This is a genomic window from Paraburkholderia sp. (genome assembly GCF_035948235.1).
GTDB lineage: Bacteria > Pseudomonadota > Gammaproteobacteria > Burkholderiales > Burkholderiaceae > Paraburkholderia.
Window position 1 is genome coordinate 15,923 of sequence record NZ_DASZJJ010000334.1, and the last position, 18,447, is coordinate 34,369.

Below are 18,447 nucleotides of genomic sequence, written 5' to 3' on the forward strand. Positions count from 1 at the left end.
GCGGCAATGCTTTGGAGCTGCCTTCTACGAGTCCACTGGTCGCCAACAAACCCTATGCATTCCTTATGAATTGTTTAGCGATAAATAATTACTTTGCATTCCTTTGTAATTATCGAGAACGAAAGTATTGCGACCAACGAGCACACGGACTTGACCTGGCGAAAGTCAAATCCCGCATCGACCATGACAAACCCACCCGGAAATCTGGTCACAAAACTCGTACCGTCGCCCTTGCACACATCCCCGGGCACCCAACCAGATCCTTGCATCCACAAGCATCTCCCCACCGCCCAACCCACCAATGCGCCATGAATCAACCACTGGCGCCAACAATAGCCCTAAAGATCAAGGGGAAATTGCCGTTAATCCCGACATGTTGTCGGGCCGCGACCGGCCGATCTGCAAGGAATCCCATGCGCAACAACCAACCCGTCACCCAGCAGGAGTTCGATTACCCTGCTTCGCAGATGCTCGTCTCGGCCACCGATCTCAAGGGCCGCATCCAGTACTGCAATCCCGCGTTTGTCGCCGTCTCCGGTTTCACCAAGGACGAACTGATCGGCAAGGCGCATAACATCATCCGCCACCCCGACATGCCGGCTGAAGCCTTCGCCGACATGTGGGAGACCATCGGTTCGGGCCGTCCGTGGACCGCGCTCGTGAAGAATCGCCGCAAGTCCGGCGATCACTACTGGGTGCGCGCCAACGTCACGCCCGTGTCCGAGCAGGGCACCGTCGTCGGCTATCTGAGCGTGCGCGTAAAGCCCAGCCGCGAGGAAGTGCGCGAAGCCGAGCAGCTCTACGCGCAGATGCGCGAAGGCCGTCTGCGCGGCCTGCGTCTGCAACGCGGCGATCTCACGCGCACCGGCCTCATCGGCGCAGCGAAGAAACTTTTGCACCTGCCGATCGCCACGCGTATCGGCATTGGCTATGCGCTTGTGCCCGCCGCGCTCGCGGCCGCCGGCGTCGCGGCCTGGCAGGGTCTGCCGCCCACGCCGTTCTGGTGCGCGTTCGGCGCTGCCGCCGTATGCAGCGTCGCCGCCTGGCGTCTGTCCACGCGCCATCTCGGCGCGCCGCTCGAGCAGATGTCGTCGGCCTCCACGCGCATGGCCGCAGGGGATCTGACCGCAACGCTCGCCATCGCCTCGAAGGACGATCTCGGCGATGTGCTGCAGGCGCTCAACCAGTTGCAGGCGAATCTCACCGCCATCGTCTACGACGTGCGCTCGCAGATCGACGGCATGCTCGACGCCGCGCACGAAATCTCCACGGGCAATCTCGATCTGTCGCGCCGCACCGAGCTGCAGGCGGCCTCACTCGAAGAAACCGCCGCGACGATGGATCAGCTCACCACCACCGTGCAGGCCAATGCCGAAGCCAGCACGCGCGCGCTCGATCTCGCCCGCGAGGCGCAGGACGCTGCGGCCCAGGGCGGCTCGCTCGCGGGCCGCATGGAGCGCACGATGGCCGGCATCACCGACGCCTCCAAGCGCATCGCCGACATCACCGGCGTGATCGACGGCATCGCGTTCCAGACCAATATCCTCGCGCTCAACGCGGCCGTCGAAGCCGCGCGCGCGGGGGAGGCAGGTCGCTCGTTCGCAGTCGTCGCAGGCGAGGTGCGCATGCTCGCGCAGCGCTGCGCGGCATCGGCGAAGGAAATCAAGCAGGTGGTCGATGCGAGCGTGCACGAGATCGCCCAGGGCACGGAACTGGTTGGCCACACCTCGGCGCAGATGCGCGCCATCGATGAGGCCGTGAGCCGCGTCTCGTCGATCATCGTCGAAGTCGCCAATGCGAGCGGCGAGCAGGCCGAGGGCATTCGCCAGGTGAATCAGGCGGTCGCCCATCTGGACAGCGCGACGCAGCAGAACGCAGCGCTGGTCGAACAGGCTGCCGCCACGGCGCAACGTCTGGCCGAACAGGCCGACGTGCTCGACGAGGCCGTGCGCCTCTTCACGGTTGCCGGCGCGCAGGCGAGCGAGCGCGATAACCCGGCGCGCCGCCCTGCCAAACGGCCCGCACGCGTGCAGCACGCTCAGGAGGAGGCCGCCGAGGTCTGAGCGCGCGCAGTGCCGGGGAAAGCCTGCGCGAAAGGGCGCCGTAATGCGATTGCGTGCTCCGTTTAAGCTGATAGATCCGCATTTGCCCCATCTCGACAGCAGGCATTCCACCCCGCAATATCCAAACCGTCAGCGCCCACCATGTGGGTTGCTGATCCGAGTAACAACGGCGTTTCGACGGCTCACCTGGCCTCTACCGGGTGAGCCGTTTTTTCTTGGCGCCGCCGCGCGAAAGGCCAGCACCGAAAGGTGAGGATCTACGGGAGCCAGATAACGGCTGGGCAAGGCATAGGGCCGCTTTGCGTCATGCCCATGACAATGCTTCAGGCAATGAAACAAGTTTCGTGCACCGTTGCAGGGCGCGCAAAAATGCTCGTGCAAACGTTGAGTCGCGTTAAACTGGCTGGCCGGGTCAGGCGGCGGCGCGCTATGTGCGCCCGCGCTCACAGCACTGAGACGCCGCACGGCCGACCCCGTACAATTGGCTCGACCACCTGTGAGGACAACATCAATGCGCACGACCGGGTCTTCCGGAAACATGACCCTGCTCACCGAGCATGACGAAGCCACCGGCCGCGAAACGCGTTCGCTGCGCCTCGAGTCTTCGGCCGACGGCAAGAGCCTGTTGCTGATAGAAGTCGACGAGCGCAAGCCAGGCATCCACCGCGAAGTGCGTTATGAAATTACGCCAGCGGAATTGATCGCGGCCATCCGCGCTCAGGGTGCCGAGCTACCCGGGGAATCGCACGCACGGTAAAGCTGGGTCGATCCAGCCACGCGCCCGCCAGTCGTGCGGGCCGCTTGCGCGAAGGCGCCGTCACGGTGTCTTCGCGCGTTCACACGCTTGTAGATCTCCCTGTATTTCAGCGCTGTTTTAGCACTCCCTTGCAGCGCTTCTGTTCCCAGCACTTCTTTAGTAGCCAGTCACTGATCCGCCCGTCGCGCTCCAGCGCTTAAGCGCAACGATTGCGCATTGCGCGTATGCTCCCCAACTCGCGTCTCAGGGCGCTTGCAGGCTCGCTTGCACGCCTTCGAAATGCGTCCATAATCGTTACGTTACTCTTCCAATTTTGCGCCGCCCGCGCGGCCCCTGGCAGGAAGTAAGCCGATGCTACATGACCTCATCGCGCAGTACGGCCCTGCGCTCGTATTCCTCAACGTGCTCGCCGGCGCACTGGGCCTGCCCGTGCCAGCCATGCCTGCGCTCGTCTTGTTCGGTGCCATGGCCGCGATGCACCCAGGTTCGATCGGGCAGCAGGTCGCGCCGGTACTTGGCCTGTCCGTCGTCGCCATGCTGATCGGCGACAGTGTGTGGTTTATGGCCGGCCGTCTTTATGGCGGCAACACGCTCAAGACGCTGTGCAAACTCTCGCTCTCGCGCGATACCTGCGTGAAAAAGACCGAGCGCTTCTTCGGCCGCTGGGGCGTGCGCGTGCTCGCCATCGCCAAGTTCGTGCCGGGGCTTTCGCTCGTCTCCGTGCCGCTCGCGGGTGCGATGGGCACGCCGTATCGCCAGTTCGTGGGCTTCGACGGCATTGGCGCCGCGCTCTGGTCGGGCACCGGTTTGCTGATCGGCGTTCTGTTCGCACCGCAGATCGACATGATGCTGGCGGGCGCGAGCCGCCTTGGGCGCTTCGCGGCGGTGGTGGTCGCGGTCCTGCTGCTTCTCTACGCGGCCTACCGCTGGCAGCGGCGCCGTCAGCTCATCAAGAAGCTGGCGAATGCGCGCATCACCGTGGACGATCTCTATCGCGCGATGGCCAACAAGCCGCCGCCCGTGGTGTTCGACATTCGTTCTGAGGAAAAGCGCAAGCTCGATCCGTTCATCATTCCGGGCGCGCTGTTCGCCGACGAGCGCAAGCTCGACGAGATCCTCTCGAAGTATCCGCCCGAGCAGAAGCTCGTGATCTACTGCTCGTGCCCCAATGAAATTTCCGCGGCCTGGATGGCGAAGAAGCTTGTCGAGGCCGGTTTCGTCGACGTGGTGCCGCTGCTCGGCGGCCTGGACGCCTGGCGCGATTCCGGGCGCGCGCTCGAATCGCTGCTGGTGACCCAGCATGCCGAAATGCAGGTCAACATCACGCCGAAAGCTGTCTGATTCCGCATGGCAGCCGGGCCGTATTCCGGCTGCCATGCGCATGAGGAGAATCGCCTGATGGGTTCCATTGCCACTGAGCCGCCTCGCTACGAGGCATCGCAGTCCACGCCGTCTTCAGCGCCGTCTTCAACGTTTTCCGACACCCAGCCGCAGCCCGCCGAAGCGCCGTTCTCGACGCTCTCCACACGGCGGCACCAGATGTTCCCCGAACTCACCGACGACGAGATCGCGCGCCTCGCGCGTTTCGGCGAGCGCCGTCATTGGGAGCCAGGCGAACTGCTGTTCCACACCGGCGACACCGGCCCCGGCATGTTCGTGCTGCTCTCCGGTTCCGTGAAGGTCTTCCAGCGCGACGGCCTGGGCCGCGAGCGCCTGATCGTCGAGCATGGGCGCGGACATTTCCTCGCCGAAGTCGGCCAGCTTTCGGGCGGCCCGGCGCTGGTCGACGGTCTTGCACTCGAACCGGTCGACGCCATCCTGATTCCGCCCGAAAAGCTGCGTGCGGCCATCGTCGCCGAAGCCGAGCTTGGCGAGCGCATCGTGCGCGCGCTGATCCTGCGCCGCGTCTCGCTGATCGAAAAAGGCGCGGGCGGCCCGATCCTCGTCGGCAAGCACAACGATCCGGCGCTGCTTGCCCTGCAAGGCTTTCTCACGCGCAACGGCCACCCGTATTCGGTGCTCGACGAGCGCGACGGCAGCAGCATGCTCAGCGTGATCGAGCGCTTCGCGGCGCGCTGCGCTGACCTGCCACTCGTGATCTGCCCCGACGGCAGCGTGCTGCGCCATCCGTCCGCGCCGGAACTCGCCACCTGTCTGGGTCTGCTGCCCGAGCTCAACGGCGATCGCGTCTATGACGTGGCGGTCGTAGGCGCGGGTCCGGCGGGTCTCGCCACGGCCGTTTATGCGGCTTCGGAAGGCTTGTCGGTAATCGTGCTCGATTCGCGCGCGCCGGGCGGCCAGGCGGGCGCCAGCTCGCGCATCGAAAACTACCTGGGCTTTCCGACCGGCATCTCCGGCCAGGCGCTCGCGGGCCGCGCATTCGTGCAGGCGCAGAAGTTCGGCGCGCATGTGGCGATTCCGGTTTCGGTGAAAAAGCTCCATTGCGACGAGCACCCGCGCCGCCTCGAAACCTGCAGCGGCGACGTGCGCGCGCACACGGTGGTGATCGCAAGCGGTGCGATCTACCGGCGCCCCAGCATCGCCGGACTCGATCGTTACACGGGACGCGGCGTCTATTACTGGGCCTCGCCGGTCGAGGCAAAGCTCTGCAAGCAGGAAAACGTGGTGCTGGTGGGCGGCGGCAATTCGGCGGGCCAGGCGATCGTCTATCTGTCGACCCAGGCGCGCCAGATCGACGTGTTGATCCGCAAGGCCGGTTTCGAATCGACGATGTCGCGCTATCTGATCGACCGTATCGCCTCGCTGCCCAATGTGAACGTGCACCCGCGCAGCGAAATTGGCGGACTGGACGAGGACGAAGCCGGGCTCGCCGCGATTCGCCTCAAGGCGCCGTGCCCGGAAGGCATCGATCGCTTCGACGCGCGCCATCTGTTCCTCTTCACCGGCGCAGACCCCAACACCGGCTGGCTGCGCGAATGCGGCGTGGCGCTGGACGCGAACGGCTTCGTGCTCACGGGCGCCAACGATGCGTCTTGCAGTCTTGCCACCTCGGTCGAAGGCGTCTACGCGATCGGCGATGCGCGCGCGGGCTCGACCAAGCGCGTCGCGGCGGCGGTGGGCGAAGGCGCGGCCGTGGTCGCGCAGATCCACCAGTTGCTGGGCGCCATGCCCTCGGTCGCCGCTCAGGCCGTGACGCCGGTGGCTGCGATGGTGGGCCTGCATGCGTGACGACGCGGCGTTCGAAAATGACGCCGAACTCGCCTCATCACGCGACGCCGCGGGCCTGACGCTACCGCTTGCGGCGGCGCGCACGCTGCATCTGGCCGCGCAAGGACTGCTTGCGCCGCCGCGCCGCAAGGCCACGCCGGACGATGTGCTGGCCGCGATCCGCCGCATGGCGCAACTGCAGATCGACACGATTCATGTGGTCGCACGCAGTCCTTATTTCGTGCTGTTCAGCCGCGTGGGCGCATACGACCTGCGCTGGCTCGACGCGCATCTGGCCGCTGGGCGTCTGTTCGAATACTGGTCGCACGAAGCCTGTTTCGTGCCGATCGAGGACTACGGGCTGCTGCGCCATCGCATGCTGGATCCCTCCGGCATGGGCTGGAAATACGCCGCCGAATGGCACGCGAAGCATCGCCGCGAAATCGACGCGCTGCTCGAACGCATCCGCGCGAACGGCCCGGTGCGTTCCGCCGATTTCGCGCGCGCCGAAGGCGACAAGGGCAGCGGCTGGTGGGACTGGAAACCGGAGAAGCGTCACCTCGAAGTGCTGTTCGCAACTGGCGCGCTGATGGTGGCGGAGCGGCGCAATTTCCAGCGCGTCTACGACGTCGCCGAGCGCGTGCTGCCCAACTGGAGCGATGCGCGCGACCTGCCCACTCGCGCCGACGCCGAACGCGCGCTGCTGCTGCGCACCGCCCACGCCTTGGGCGTGCTGCGCGCGGACTGGGCGGCCGATTACTATCGGCTGCCGCGCCGCCCTTATGTCGAAGCGCTGCACGCACTCGCCGATGCGGGCGAACTCGTACCCGTGCGGGTGGAAGGCTGGAAAGCCGATGCGTTCGTGCATCGCGAACACGCGCCGCTCATCGACGCCGCCGCTAGCGGCGCGCTGTCATCAACGGTTACGACGCTGCTTTCGCCGTTCGATCCGGTCGTTTGGGACCGCAAGCGGGCGGTGGCGCTGTTCGGCTTCGACTATGCGATCGAATGCTATGTGCCCGCGCACAAGCGCAAATACGGTTACTTCGCACTGCCGATATTGAGCCGTGGGAAATTGATCGGGCGCGTGGATGCGAAAGCGCATCGCGTCCAGCAGGTATTCGAAGTGAAGTCGCTACATCTGGAGCCGGGTGTACGCGTGAGCGGCCGGCTCGTCAGCGATCTGCGGCGTGCGCTGCAACGTTGCGCCGACTGGCATGGAACGCCGGAGTTGCGCATCGGCGAAGCGCCGGACGGCCTGGCCGAGGTGCTGCTTGAGCAAGCGCCAGGCGATGCCTGAGCCGCATCGCCTGGCGCTTACGTAACGCGCTTACGTAAAGCTAGCGTTCCAGCTTCACGCGCAGTTCGCGGGCCGCTTCAAGCAGGCCTTCGTAGCCAGAGCGCGCATGTTCGGGTAGATCCGGGTCGCCCACCAGCGCGCCCAGCGTTTCGATCAGGCTGAAGACGAGGCCTTTGGCCGCGCCCGCCGCGATATTGCCGCTTTTCACGCCTTCGTCGACGTGCGAGAACGCGGCGTTCAGATTGTCCAGATCGGTTTGAGGCGCATTCGTGCCCGGCGCTTGAGCGTCATGCTTTGGCGTGTCGTCGCTCGTCATGATGAATGATTTCCCCTTGCAAATGCTTCGTAGAAAGAATCCCGCCCTACTGTTATATACCCATCGCCGGTAGCCGTGCAATGACCGCCCACCACTCCCGAATCTTCTCACCTTTGCACGCAAAGCGTCAGTTTGCGCGCGGCCACCGTCTGATGTCGTTCATGTCGATAAAGAATAAAACGCCCGAAAAACAGGTGTTTTTTATCGGTTTGCGCAAATGACATCAGCATGACAGGGGTGTTTGCACGTCGTTTTGCACTCTGTTACCAGCGCTCCCGCAAATACTCACCATTGAAGCGCGCACGCGCTTTGCCGCGCGTTTCGGGTGAACGCCATGCTGCTGGCCAGATCGACGGCAAATTCATTTCATTGCCTGTTTTACGGCGCATTCCTGCAGTTCATGCCCACGGTCGTTCCCGCGTCGCCAGCTTAAAGGTGCGCGCTTGACGCCGATGTATCTCACTCCCGGAAACCCTCACCTTTGCCCTTCTTGACGCCGCCGCGCCGCATCTCCAGACTGTGCGAGTCCCCTTTTTCGCCGACCGCCCCGCACGCGCCATGAGCCAGATCACGCCTTTCGTTGCCGACCGCTTCCACCACGCCGCGCCCCACTACCTTATCGGCCGCCCCGCCTACTCGCCCGCGCTGATTCGCCGCGTCGCGCAGCGCGTGGGTCTCGACGGCACGCAACGTCTGCTCGATCTAGGCTGCGGTCCGGGCCAGCTTTCCCTTGCGTTCGCAAGCTGGGTAGCCGGTGCCACCGCCATCGACCCCGAACCCGCCATGCTCGAAGTCGCCGCACAGCTGGGCGCGGGCATCGCACCCAATATCGAGTATCGCCAGGGCAGTTCGTACGAGCTTTCGGCCGATCTCGGCGAGTTTCAGCTTGCGGTCATTGGCCGCGCGTTTCACTGGATGGACCGCGTGGATACGCTCGCGCGGCTCGATACGATCCTCGCTGCGCGCGGCGCGGTCGCGCTTTTCAACACCGCGCAACTCGACGATCCACAGCGTCCCTGGGCGGCGCAGTATCGCAACCTGCTCGACAGCTACGCCAACAGCGACGCCACGCGCGCGCTGCGCCGCTCGGCGGAGTGGGAGAGCCATACCGACGTGCTGGCGCGCTCGGCGTTCAGCGCCATCGAGCGCATTTCCGTGATCGAATACCGGCGTGTAAGTGCGGAGCAACTGAAGGCGCGTCCACTGTCGATGTCGAGTCTTGCGCGCGAGCGGCTGGGCGAGCGGCTCGATACGCTGCTGGCGGAAATCGACGCGATTGTCGCCGCTCACGGCAGCGATGGCTGGCTTGTCGAGCGCATCGAATCGACCGTGACGCTGGCCATGCGCGAAGCGCGCTGAAGCCACGCCAGGCGCGTTCGCGCCGCTTGCGTTATCGTATGAAGATGCCCTGAAACGAAAGGAATTGCGATGAGCTACGCCACCCAAGCCCCCGCCCGCAAGGAGATCGACGCGCTGCAAGGCCAGGCCGTGCTGGAATTCGGTACCGACTGGTGCGGCTACTGCCAGGGCGCGCAAGCGCTGATCGGCGACGCGTTCGCGAAGCATCCCGGCGTGCGCCGCATCAAGGTGGAAGACGGCCCGGGCCGCGCGCTAGGCCGCTCGTTTCGCGTGAAGCTCTGGCCCACGCTCATTTTTCTGCGCGACGGCGCGGAAGTCGCGCGCATCGTGCGGCCCGCTTCGGCCAGCGAACTCGACAGCGCCTTCGACACGCTCGCCTGAGCACGCGCACGCTCCCGTAAGTTCTCACCTTTAGCCGGTTAATGCCGCCGCCTCGCGCGGCGTGCATTCACTCCAGACCGGCCAGCAGGTCGTCGATGGCGCGATAGACGCGCTCCACCACGTCCGGTCCCACCTCTTCCTCGAGCGCCTTGTAGCGCGCTTCCAGTTCCTTCGTGATCGCCTTCACGAGCTGATGGCTTTTCTTCGTGAGCGTCACGAGCACGCGCCTCTGATCGTCGGCGAAACGCTCCTTGGTGACGAGGCCCAGCGCCTCCATGCGCGCCAGCACGCCCGCCATGCTCGGGCTGGAAATGGTGCACAGGTCGGAGATCTGGCGCGGCTCCAGCGGCCCGCTTTCGTTGAGCGCGCGAATCACGCGCCACTGCTGCTCCGTGAGTCCGTGCGCGGTGATGAGCGGGCGAAAACGCTCCATCATCTTTTCGCGTGCCCGCAGGAGCAGCATGGGCAGGTTGCGGTGCGCGACGCGCGTGGAGGTGCGTGAGGAATCGGACATGATGGCTTCGTTCAGGACGCGCGGCGCGGATATCCCTATGACCAGGGGAAACCCGCGAAAGTGGCGTCGATAGTTGACGCTGGATGATAGCAAGCGCAGAATCACTCACATATTAGTGTTTTCCGGGAAAGCGACCCACGCCATGTTTTCCGTAGACGATCATCTGTTGCATCTGGAAGGCGACGCTCTGCCGCGCGACGTCAGCGCCGCAGCCGCCTGCGCCCTCCTCGCGGGCGGCGCACGCTGCCGCGCGCCGGTTTCCGGCGCCGTGTACGGCACGCTGCTCAACGACCGCCATGCGCTCGAAGCGCTGGGCGACGCCGTCAACGCGCCGCCCTACAAGGCCCCGCCGCGCGCGCCCATTCTCTATCTGAAGCCGCGCAATACGCTTGCAGGCCACGGCGCACGCGTCGTCGTGCCGGGCGCGGAAGGCGTGCAGGTAGGCGCATCGCTGGGCATCGTGATTGGGCGCACCGCTACGCGCGTCGCAGCGTCAGACGCGCTCGACTACATCGCGGGCTACACGCTGGTCGCGGACCTGAGCGTGCCGCACGAAAGCGTTTATCGCCCCTCAGTGCGCTTTCGGGCACGCGACAATTTCTGCGTGATCGGCCCGGCGGTGCTCACCCGCAAGCACGTTGCCGATCCGGACCAGCTCGCGATCAGCGTCGACATCGAAGGCGCGCCGCGCTTCACCGCGAATACCGCCGCCAGCGTGCGCAATGTCGCGCAACTGCTCGCGGATGTAACCGACTTCATGACGCTCGCACCCGGCGACGTCATTACGCTGGGTGTGCCGCACGGCTCGCCCGTCGTGCATGAAGGTGCGCGCGCAACTATATCGATTGAAGGCTGGCCGGCGCTCGCCGTCGAATTCATGGGAGCCACAGCATGATGCGAGGACGCGTCGCCTACGCAGGCGCCATTCACGAAGCGTATCCGCACGAAGGCCAGCGCGTGCGTCTGGCCGATGGCCGCGTACGCGGGGAACACGAAGTTGTCTGGCTCGCGCCGTTCGAACCGGGCACGATCTTCGCGCTTGGCCTGAACTACGCCGAACACGCGAAAGAACTGCAATTCAGCAAGCAGGAAGAGCCGCTCGTGTTCCTCAAGGGGCCGGGCAGTGTGATCGGCCATCGCGGCTTCACGCGCCGTCCCGCCGACGTCACCTTCATGCACTACGAGTGCGAGCTGGCCGTGGTGATCGGCCGCGCGGCGCAGAATGTGAAGCGCGAAGACGCCATGCAGTACGTCGCGGGCTACACGATCGCAAACGACTATGCGATCCGCGACTATCTGGAGAACTACTACCGGCCGAATCTGCGTGTGAAGAACCGCGACGGCGGCACGGTGCTCGGCCCGTGGTTCGTCGATGCTGCCGATATCGCCGATGTCAACGCGCTCGACCTTAGCACGTACGTGAACGGCGAACTGAAACAGCACGGCAACACGCGCGATCTGGTCACCGGCATCGCAGAACTGATCGAATATCTGAGCGGCTTCATGACGCTCGCGCCCGGCGACGTGATCCTCACCGGCACGCCCGAAGGCGTCGTCAACGTGAACGCCGGCGACGAAGTGATTTGCGAAATCGACGGCCTCGGCCGCCTTGTCAACACGATCGCGTCCGATGCCGACTTCGGCCGCGCCACCACGACGGAATGAACACGCCATGTCCACAGGTCGCATTGAACACCTGATCGACGGCCGCGCCCACGCTGGGCGCGACTACTTCGAAACCGTGAATCCCGCGAATCAGGAAGTGCTCGCGGAAGTCGCGCGCGGCGGCGCGGAGGAAGTCAATCTCGCCGTAAGCGCGGCGAAGAACGCCTTCCCCGCGTGGGCCGCGAAGCCCGCGGCTGAGCGCGCCAAACTCGTGCGCAAGCTCGGCGAGCTGATCGCGAAGAACGTGCCCGAGATCGCACAGACCGAAACGAAGGACACCGGCCAGACGATCTCGCAGACGGGCAAGCAACTGGTGCCGCGCGCCGCCGACAACTTCACCTACTTCGCCGAAATGTGCACGACGGTGGACGGCCACACCTATCCCACCAGCACGCATCTGAACTACACGCTGTTCCATCCGACTGGCGTGTGCGCGCTGATTTCGCCGTGGAACGTGCCGTTCATGACGGCGACGTGGAAGGTCGCGCCGTGTCTGGCGTTCGGTAACACCGCCGTGCTCAAGATGAGCGAGCTGTCGCCGCTCACAGCTTCCATGCTCGGTCAGCTTGCGCTGGAAGCGGGCATTCCCGCAGGTGTCCTGAACGTCGTGCATGGCTTCGGTCAGGAGACGGGCGAACCGCTGGTGGCGCACCCGGACGTGCGCGCCGTGTCGTTTACGGGATCGACCGCAACGGGCAATCGCATCGTGCAGAGCGCGGGCCTCAAGAAGTTTTCGATGGAGCTGGGCGGCAAGTCGCCGTTCGTGATCTTCGACGATGCCGATTTCGAGCGCGCGCTGGACGCCGCCGTGTTCATGATCTTCTCGAATAACGGCGAGCGCTGCACGGCCGGATCGCGCATTCTCGTGCAACGTTCGATCTACGCGAAGTTCGCCGAGCGTTTCATCGAGCGCGCGAAGCGCATCACCGTGGGCGATCCGCTCGATGAAAAGACTATCGTCGGCCCGATGATCAGCCAGGGTCATCTGGCAAAGGTACGCAGCTATATCGAACTCGGCTCGAAGGAAGGCGCGACGCTCGCGTGCGGCGGCCTGGACCTGCCGGATCTGCCGGAAGCCCTGAAAAAAGGCAATTTCGTTCAGCCGACGGTGTTCGTCGACGTCGACAATCGCATGCGCATCGCGCAGGAAGAGATCTTCGGGCCAGTCGCCTGCCTGATCCCGTTCGCGGATGAAGCGGACGCCATCCGCATTTCGAACGACATCGCTTACGGTCTGTCGAGCTATGTATGGACCGAGAACACGGGCCGCGCGCTGCGCGTGGCCGCCGCCGTGGAAGCGGGCATGTGCTTCGTGAACAGCCAGAACGTGCGCGATCTGCGTCAGCCGTTTGGCGGCACCAAGGCCTCGGGCGTAGGCCGCGAAGGCGGTACGTGGAGCTACGAGGTGTTCCTCGAACCCAAGAACGTGTGCGTTTCGCTGGGCTCGCATCACATCCCGCGCTGGGGCGCTTGAAGCACAGACGCTGCACAGAAAAGACACAGGAGACAGCGATGGGCAAACTCGCGCTGGCAGCAAAAATCACCCACGTACCGTCGATGTACCTCTCGGAACTCGACGGGCCGCACAAGGGCTGTCGTCAGGCCGCCATCGACGGGCACAAGGAAATCGGCCGGCGCTGCCGCGAACTGGGCGTGGACACGATTGTGGTGTTCGACGTGCACTGGCTCGTGAACAGCGAATACCATATCAATTGCGCGCCGCATTTCGCAGGCAATTACACGAGCAACGAGTTGCCGCACTTCATCAAAAATATGGAGTACGAATATCCTGGCAACGCACAGCTCGGCCATCTGATCGCCGATGTCGCGAACGAGATGGGCGTGAAGAGCCGCGCGCACAGCGAAACCACCCTGGAACTCGAATACGGCACGCTAGTGCCGATGCGCTACATGAACGCGGATCAGCACTTCAAGACCGTGTCTGTAGCGGGCTGGTGCATGTGGCACGACCTCGCGACCAGCGCGCGCTTTGGCCTCGCGGTGCGCAAGGCGATCGAGGAGCGTTACGACGGCACGGTGGCGATTCTCGCGAGCGGCTCGCTCAGCCATCACTTCGCCAACAACGGCACCGCCGAGCAGTTTATGCACAAGGTCTGGGACCCGTTTCTGGAGCAGACCGACCGCAACGTGGTCTCGCTCTGGGAGCGCGGCGACTGGAAGACCTTCTGCGAAATGCTGCCGCTCTACAACGAAAAATGCTGGGGCGAAGGCGGCATGCACGACACCGCCATGCTGTTGGGCGCGCTTGGCTGGGATCAGTACGAGGGGCGCGCGGAAGTCATCACGCCGTATTTCGGCAGTTCGGGCACCGGGCAGATCAATGCCGTGCTGCCGGTTTTGCCCATCAAGACACCGCTGCCGCGCTGAACGCCGAAGGAGTTCCAGATGCCTCATCTCACCCTCGAATACAGCGCCAATCTCGCCGATGCAGCAAGTATCGGTCAGCTTTGCGAAACGCTCGCAAAGGTGCTCGACGCGCAGCGCGATGCCGATGGCGCACGCGTCTACCCGCGCGGCGGCATCCGCACGCGCGCGCTGCGTTGCGAGCAGTACTTCATCGCCGATGGCGATCCGGATAACGCCTTCCTGCACGGCTGTTTGAAGATCGGCGCGGGCCGCAGCGCCGAGGTGCGTCGCGCCACCGGCGAAGCGCTGTTCGACGCGATCAAGCAGCACTTCGCCGAGGCGTTCGACGCACATGGACTCGCGCTCTCGCTGGAGATCGTCGAATTCAGCGAAGAAGGCGCGTGGAAGCACAACAACCTGCACGCGCGGTTAAGGAAATAATCATGCTAGAACCGCAAGTCATCCGCGAACTGGCCGCCCAGCTCGACGAAGCCGAACGCACGCGCACGCAGTTGCGTCATTTCTCGCGCGCCCATCCATCGATGACCATCGACGATGGTTATGCAATCCAGCGCGAGTGGGTCAAGCTCAAGCTCGCGGCGGGCCACACGATCAAGGGGCGCAAGATCGGCCTCACCTCGCGTGCGATGCAGCGCGCCTCGCAGATCGACGAACCCGATTACGCGCCGCTGCTCGACAGCATGTTTATCGAAGCCGGTACTGCGATCCGTGCGGATCGTTTTATCGCGCCGCGCGTGGAAGTGGAACTGGCCTTCGTGCTGCAAAAGCCGCTGCAAGGCCCCAATGTGTCGCTCTTCGACGTGCTGGACGCCACAGCCTATGTCACGCCCGCGATCGAGATTATCGACGCGCGCATCGAGCAATTCGATCGCGAAACCAAAGCGCCGCGCAAGGTATTCGACACGATTTCGGATTTCGCCGCCAATGCGGGCGTGGTGCTGGGCGGGCGTCCCGTCAAGCCGCTCGACGTGGATCTGCGCTGGGTGGGCGCGCTGCTCTACAAGAACGGCGGCGTAGAGGAAAGCGGGCTGGCCGCCGCCGTGCTCAATCATCCGGCTACAGGCGTGGCGTGGCTTGCGAACAAGATCGCGCGTCACGACGAACGGCTCGAAGCGGGCGACGTGATTCTGAGCGGCTCGTTTACCGCGCCCATTGCCGCGCGCGCGGGCGACACGTTCCATGCGGACTATGGTCCGCTGGGCGGCATCGGTTTCAGCTTCGTTTGATTCCCCATTCATTCATAGTACTAACGAATACCATGCCCGTCCCAGTCAATACGTTCAAGCATGCGCTTGCGAACAAGCCGCAAATTGGCCTGTGGGCAGCGCTCGCCGATTCTTACGTCACCGAACTCCTCGCGACCACGGGCTTCGACTGGCTGTTGATCGACGGCGAACATGCGCCCAACGATCTGCGCAGCACGCTCGCGCAACTTCAGGCCGTGGCGCCTCATCCCACGCATCCGATCGTGCGCCCCGTGCGCAACGACGCCGCGCTTATCAAGCAGTTGCTCGACATCGGCACGCAAACGCTGTTGGTGCCGATGGTCGAAAGCGCCGACGATGCGCGCGACGCCGTGGCAGCCACGCGTTATCCGCCACTGGGCATTCGCGGTGTGGGCAGTGCGCTGGCGCGCGCCTCGCGCTGGAACGGCTCGCCCGATTATCTGCACGGTGCCGCCGACGAGCTTTGCGTGCTGGTGCAGGTGGAAACGGCGCACGCGCTCGCACAATTGCAGGAAATTGCCGCCGTGGACGGCGTGGACGGCGTGTTCTTCGGCCCGGCGGACCTGAGCGCATCCATGGGCCTGCTCGGTCAGCCGGGCGCGCCTGCGGTGCGTGAGGCGATCGTCGCGGGTATTCGCGCCGTGCGTGCGCTCGGCAAGGCCGCTGGCGTGCTGGCCGCCGATCGGACGATTGCGCGCGAGTATCTGGAAGCGGGCGCAAATTTCGTCGCGGTGGGCAGCGATGTTGCCCTGCTCGCGCGCAGCGCGAGTGAACTCGCGGCTGCGTTTCGTCCGTCTGCCAGCTAAATTATTCGACCTCGCCGCCTTGCGCCACGAGTTTCGCGAGCGCGCCCTGCAGCACCTCGCGCTCGTGCGCGCTTAGCGCGGTCAGAATCGCCTCGTTCTGCGCCGTCGAAATTGCCGACGCGCGCCGATAAGTATTGCGCCCCTGTGCGCTAAGCTTGACGAGCACGCCGCGCGCGTCCGCCGCGTTCGACGCTTTCTCCAGCAGTCCTTTGCGCTCCAGCGCGTCGGTCGCGCGGCTCGCCTGGCTGCGGTCGAGATTCGACACGCGCCCAAGATCCGATACCGATATCGGCCCAAACGCCCCCACGCTCAGCAAGATGCGCGCTTCTGTGAGCGAGAGCGAGAGCGCCGAAGAAAACGCTTCGTTCATCGTGCGGTCGGTCTGCTTTTTAAGCACGTGGAGCCGGTAGGTGAACAATTCTTCGATCTGATATTTCGCCGTTGTTGTCATGGTTCGTTTCTCGCGGGTTCGTTGGATGCCGCAGTGTCGCTAGCATAACATCGCAGCAACTCCTTAAAACAAAGGGTGTTTCCATAAAATTTGATGCTTGCGCACGCATTTATTTGGGCGTAGCATCGGCTCCATCGATCAGGAGACACCCATGAGCGCAACTGCCAAATCCACGCGGCCCGACTGGTGCGAACCACAGGAATGGGCCGCCCGCGTGCAGCTCGCGGCCACGTACCGCGTGTTTCATCAGCTTGGCTGGACCGAGCTGATTTTCAATCACATCACGTTGCGCGTACCGGGGCCGCACAAGCACTTCCTGATCAATCCGTTTGGTCTGACGTATGACGAAATCAAGGCGTCAAACCTCGTCAAGATCGATCTGGATGGCAAGATCCTCAGTCCCAGCGATTACCCCATCAATCCAGCGGGTTTCGTGATCCACAGCGCCATTCACGCGAACGTGGACGACGCGCATTGCGTCATGCACACGCACACCACGGCGGGCCTCGCCGTGGCATGCATGGAAGACGGCCTCGCCTACACGAATTTTTACTCGGCGCAATTGCACGGCATGGTCGCGTATCACGACTTCGAAGGCATCACCGTTCACGACGACGAGAAGCCGCGCCTGCTTGCCTCGATGGGCGACAAACGCCTGCTCATCCTGCGCAATCACGGGCTGCTCGCGCATGGCGTAAGCCTCGCGCACGCGTTCGCGCTACTCTGGACGCTCAATCGCGCGTGCGAAGTCCAGGTCGTCACCGATTCGATGCGCGGCAACGCGCTGCCCATCGAAGCAGCCATCACGCAGCGCGCCACACTCGACGCGCTACAGTTCTCGCCCGCGCACGGCGCCGGTGAGAACATCCTCGCGGCGCTGATCCGGCGCGTCGATCGTCAGGACCCCTCGTACAAGGAGTAAGCATTGAACGCCTCGCAGCGCAGTATCACCGTGGTGGGCGCCGGCGCGATCGGCGGTCTGATTGCCGCGCGCATCGCCCGTCTTGCGCACAGTGGCACGCAGGTCAGCGTGCTCGCGCGCGGTGCGCAACTCGACGCGATTCGCCGTGACGGCCTCACCATCATCGAAAGCGAAGACGAACGCTACACGGTGCGCGTGAACGCCACCCAGGACGCCGCCACGCTCGGCGCACAGGACATCGTGTTCGTCTGCCTCAAGGGTCAGGCGCTCGCCCAATCGGCGGCTTCGCTTGCGCCGCTCGTCGGACCGGACACGCATATCGTGTCGGCGATGAACGGCGTGCCGTGGTGGTTTCTCAGCGACTTCGGCCGGGCGCACGCCAATGGCCGGCTCGAATCGGTCGATCCGGACGGCGCGGTGTCGGCGGCGCTGCCGCCCGCGCAGGCCTCGGGCTGCGTCGTACACCTGTCTTCGTCGATCGCCGCGCCCGGCGTGATCCGCAAAGGGCGCGGCAATCTGCTGATCGTGGGCGCCGCGACCGCACGCATGGCCGCGCGCGCCGAAGAAGCGCGCGCCCTGCTCACCGAGGCCGGTTTCGACGTGCAGGCCCCTGAATCGATCCAGCACGAGATCTGGGCCAAGCTCTGGGGCAACATGACGATGAACCCCATCAGCGCGCTCACGCGTTCCACCGCAGATGTGATCCTCGACGATCCGCTCACGGCGCAGCTGGTCGCGGCGGTGATGACGGAAGCGCGCACGATCGGCGAGGCGCTGGGTATCGGCCTTGCCATGACGATCGAAGAACGTAATGCGATCACGCGCAAGCTGGGCGCGTTCAAGACGTCGATGCTGCAGGACGTCGAAGCGGGCCGCACGCTGGAAGTCGAAGCCTTGCTGGGCGCGCCTTATGAGCTTGCGCAACGCGCGGGCATCGCCGCGCCGTCGCTCGGCATGCTGTATGGACTTGCGCGGCAACTCGACGCGAATCTCGATGCGGCGCGGCGCACGTGCTAAAACTCGCAAGCACTGCGAAACCATCTGGAAAGCACGTAGTAAGAAACAAAACGCGCCCTTATTTCAAGGGCGCGTTTTGTTTGATCGCGATACGAGTAGCCTGCACAAGGCGAT

The 18,447-nt window shown here is 64.4% G+C and carries 19 protein-coding genes; 16 read left to right on the plus strand and 3 right to left on the minus strand.

Annotated elements, in window-relative coordinates; genetic code table 11:
- Positions 1 to 413: 413 nt before the first annotated feature.
- From VG320_RS29625 to VG320_RS29645, 5 genes are all read left to right on the plus strand, one after another.
- Positions 414 to 2,063 carry a methyl-accepting chemotaxis protein gene (locus tag VG320_RS29625; protein WP_327203640.1) on the plus strand — a complete coding sequence of 550 codons (1,650 nt, stop codon included), beginning with the start codon at positions 414 to 416 and terminating at the stop codon, positions 2,061 to 2,063.
- Between the two features lie 511 nt (positions 2,064 to 2,574).
- On the plus strand, positions 2,575 to 2,820 hold the full coding sequence (locus tag VG320_RS29630; protein ID WP_327203641.1) for a hypothetical protein: 246 nt from the start codon (positions 2,575 to 2,577) through the stop codon (positions 2,818 to 2,820).
- Positions 2,821 to 3,171: 351 nt separating this feature from the next.
- Entirely contained in the window at positions 3,172 to 4,161 is a 990-nt protein-coding gene (locus VG320_RS29635; RefSeq protein ID WP_327203642.1) for a DedA family protein/thiosulfate sulfurtransferase GlpE, read from the plus strand.
- 57 nt (positions 4,162 to 4,218) lie between these two features.
- Positions 4,219 to 6,009 (plus strand): FAD-dependent oxidoreductase, encoded by a 1,791-nt coding sequence (locus tag VG320_RS29640; RefSeq protein WP_327203643.1) that lies wholly within the window; start codon positions 4,219 to 4,221, stop codon positions 6,007 to 6,009.
- Positions 6,002 to 7,288: a winged helix-turn-helix domain-containing protein gene (locus tag VG320_RS29645; protein WP_414696163.1), complete on the plus strand. Its 1,287-nt coding sequence runs from the start codon at positions 6,002 to 6,004 to the stop codon at positions 7,286 to 7,288. Before VG320_RS29640 ends, VG320_RS29645 begins: the two co-directional genes overlap by 8 nt.
- 40 nt (positions 7,289 to 7,328) lie before the next feature.
- Here the strand turns inward: VG320_RS29645 and VG320_RS29650 are convergent, their stop codons facing one another.
- On the minus strand, positions 7,329 to 7,604 hold the full coding sequence (locus VG320_RS29650) for a hypothetical protein (protein WP_327203644.1): 276 nt from the start codon (positions 7,602 to 7,604) through the stop codon (positions 7,329 to 7,331).
- 558 nt (positions 7,605 to 8,162) lie between these two features.
- On the opposite strand from VG320_RS29650, the gene VG320_RS29655 reads away from it, so the two are divergent.
- Both VG320_RS29655 and VG320_RS29660 read left to right on the plus strand, forming a co-directional pair.
- Positions 8,163 to 8,963, plus strand: a complete 801-nt coding sequence (locus tag VG320_RS29655; protein WP_327203645.1) for a class I SAM-dependent methyltransferase — start codon at positions 8,163 to 8,165, stop codon at positions 8,961 to 8,963.
- A 69-nt stretch (positions 8,964 to 9,032) separates the two neighbouring features.
- The gene (locus tag VG320_RS29660; RefSeq protein WP_327203646.1) at positions 9,033 to 9,344 is read left to right on the plus strand and encodes a thioredoxin family protein; all 312 of its coding nucleotides are present in this window, start codon (positions 9,033 to 9,035) and stop codon (positions 9,342 to 9,344) included.
- Positions 9,345 to 9,411: 67 nt separating this feature from the next.
- On the opposite strand, the gene hpaR is transcribed toward VG320_RS29660, so the two are convergent.
- Positions 9,412 to 9,807 carry a homoprotocatechuate degradation operon regulator HpaR gene (gene hpaR / locus VG320_RS29665; protein WP_103705210.1) on the minus strand — a complete coding sequence of 132 codons (396 nt, stop codon included), beginning with the start codon at positions 9,805 to 9,807 and terminating at the stop codon, positions 9,412 to 9,414.
- Positions 9,808 to 10,000: 193 nt separating this feature from the next.
- On the opposite strand from hpaR, the gene VG320_RS29670 reads away from it, so the two are divergent.
- Genes VG320_RS29670 through hpaI form a run of 7 tightly spaced genes read left to right on the plus strand, consistent with a single transcriptional unit; the run spans position 10,001 to position 15,943 of the window.
- Positions 10,001 to 10,753 carry a fumarylacetoacetate hydrolase family protein gene (locus tag VG320_RS29670; RefSeq protein ID WP_327203647.1) on the plus strand — a complete coding sequence of 251 codons (753 nt, stop codon included), beginning with the start codon at positions 10,001 to 10,003 and terminating at the stop codon, positions 10,751 to 10,753.
- Positions 10,750 to 11,523 (plus strand): fumarylacetoacetate hydrolase family protein, encoded by a 774-nt coding sequence (locus VG320_RS29675; RefSeq protein WP_327203648.1) that lies wholly within the window; start codon positions 10,750 to 10,752, stop codon positions 11,521 to 11,523. Before VG320_RS29670 ends, VG320_RS29675 begins: the two co-directional genes overlap by 4 nt.
- Positions 11,524 to 11,530: 7 nt before the next feature.
- Positions 11,531 to 12,997 (plus strand): 5-carboxymethyl-2-hydroxymuconate semialdehyde dehydrogenase, encoded by a 1,467-nt coding sequence (hpaE, locus tag VG320_RS29680; protein ID WP_327203649.1) that lies wholly within the window; start codon positions 11,531 to 11,533, stop codon positions 12,995 to 12,997.
- A 38-nt stretch (positions 12,998 to 13,035) separates the two neighbouring features.
- Positions 13,036 to 13,911, plus strand: a complete 876-nt coding sequence (gene hpaD, locus VG320_RS29685; RefSeq protein WP_327203650.1) for a 3,4-dihydroxyphenylacetate 2,3-dioxygenase — start codon at positions 13,036 to 13,038, stop codon at positions 13,909 to 13,911.
- A gap of 18 nt (positions 13,912 to 13,929) precedes the next feature.
- Positions 13,930 to 14,331, plus strand: a complete 402-nt coding sequence (locus tag VG320_RS29690; RefSeq protein WP_327203651.1) for a 5-carboxymethyl-2-hydroxymuconate Delta-isomerase — start codon at positions 13,930 to 13,932, stop codon at positions 14,329 to 14,331.
- A gap of 2 nt (positions 14,332 to 14,333) precedes the next feature.
- Positions 14,334 to 15,137, plus strand: a complete 804-nt coding sequence (hpaH, locus tag VG320_RS29695) for a 2-oxo-hept-4-ene-1,7-dioate hydratase (protein ID WP_327203652.1) — start codon at positions 14,334 to 14,336, stop codon at positions 15,135 to 15,137.
- A 32-nt stretch (positions 15,138 to 15,169) separates the two neighbouring features.
- Positions 15,170 to 15,943, plus strand: coding sequence for a 4-hydroxy-2-oxoheptanedioate aldolase (gene hpaI, locus VG320_RS29700; RefSeq protein WP_327203653.1), 774 nt, complete (start codon positions 15,170 to 15,172; stop codon positions 15,941 to 15,943).
- Position 15,944: 1 nt separating this feature from the next.
- Here hpaI and VG320_RS29705 read toward each other — a convergent pair whose 3' ends face one another.
- Positions 15,945 to 16,394 (minus strand): MarR family winged helix-turn-helix transcriptional regulator, encoded by a 450-nt coding sequence (locus VG320_RS29705; RefSeq protein WP_327203654.1) that lies wholly within the window; start codon positions 16,392 to 16,394, stop codon positions 15,945 to 15,947.
- Positions 16,395 to 16,545: 151 nt separating this feature from the next.
- Here VG320_RS29705 and VG320_RS29710 point away from each other — a divergent pair, with 151 nt between their 5' ends.
- Positions 16,546 to 17,316: a class II aldolase/adducin family protein gene (locus VG320_RS29710; protein ID WP_327203655.1), complete on the plus strand. Its 771-nt coding sequence runs from the start codon at positions 16,546 to 16,548 to the stop codon at positions 17,314 to 17,316.
- Between the two features lie 3 nt (positions 17,317 to 17,319).
- The gene (locus tag VG320_RS29715) at positions 17,320 to 18,333 is read left to right on the plus strand and encodes a 2-dehydropantoate 2-reductase (protein ID WP_327203656.1); all 1,014 of its coding nucleotides are present in this window, start codon (positions 17,320 to 17,322) and stop codon (positions 18,331 to 18,333) included.
- Positions 18,334 to 18,447: the final 114 nt, after the last annotated feature.

Coding starts and splice junctions, on each gene's coding strand:
- VG320_RS29625 (WP_327203640.1), top strand. CDS start 414: ATGCGCAACAACCAACCCGTCACCCAGCAGGAGTTCGATTACCCTGCT.
- VG320_RS29630 (WP_327203641.1), top strand. CDS start 2,575: ATGCGCACGACCGGGTCTTCCGGAAACATGACCCTGCTCACCGAGCAT.
- VG320_RS29635 (WP_327203642.1), top strand. CDS start 3,172: ATGCTACATGACCTCATCGCGCAGTACGGCCCTGCGCTCGTATTCCTC.
- VG320_RS29640 (WP_327203643.1), top strand. CDS start 4,219: ATGGGTTCCATTGCCACTGAGCCGCCTCGCTACGAGGCATCGCAGTCC.
- VG320_RS29645 (WP_414696163.1), top strand. CDS start 6,002: ATGCGTGACGACGCGGCGTTCGAAAATGACGCCGAACTCGCCTCATCA.
- VG320_RS29650 (WP_327203644.1), bottom strand. CDS start 7,604: ATGACGAGCGACGACACGCCAAAGCATGACGCTCAAGCGCCGGGCACG.
- VG320_RS29655 (WP_327203645.1), top strand. CDS start 8,163: ATGAGCCAGATCACGCCTTTCGTTGCCGACCGCTTCCACCACGCCGCG.
- VG320_RS29660 (WP_327203646.1), top strand. CDS start 9,033: ATGAGCTACGCCACCCAAGCCCCCGCCCGCAAGGAGATCGACGCGCTG.
- hpaR (WP_103705210.1), bottom strand. CDS start 9,807: ATGCTGCTCCTGCGGGCACGCGAAAAGATGATGGAGCGTTTTCGCCCG.
- VG320_RS29670 (WP_327203647.1), top strand. CDS start 10,001: ATGTTTTCCGTAGACGATCATCTGTTGCATCTGGAAGGCGACGCTCTG.
- VG320_RS29675 (WP_327203648.1), top strand. CDS start 10,750: ATGATGCGAGGACGCGTCGCCTACGCAGGCGCCATTCACGAAGCGTAT.
- hpaE (WP_327203649.1), top strand. CDS start 11,531: ATGTCCACAGGTCGCATTGAACACCTGATCGACGGCCGCGCCCACGCT.
- hpaD (WP_327203650.1), top strand. CDS start 13,036: ATGGGCAAACTCGCGCTGGCAGCAAAAATCACCCACGTACCGTCGATG.
- VG320_RS29690 (WP_327203651.1), top strand. CDS start 13,930: ATGCCTCATCTCACCCTCGAATACAGCGCCAATCTCGCCGATGCAGCA.
- hpaH (WP_327203652.1), top strand. CDS start 14,334: ATGCTAGAACCGCAAGTCATCCGCGAACTGGCCGCCCAGCTCGACGAA.
- hpaI (WP_327203653.1), top strand. CDS start 15,170: ATGCCCGTCCCAGTCAATACGTTCAAGCATGCGCTTGCGAACAAGCCG.
- VG320_RS29705 (WP_327203654.1), bottom strand. CDS start 16,394: ATGACAACAACGGCGAAATATCAGATCGAAGAATTGTTCACCTACCGG.
- VG320_RS29710 (WP_327203655.1), top strand. CDS start 16,546: ATGAGCGCAACTGCCAAATCCACGCGGCCCGACTGGTGCGAACCACAG.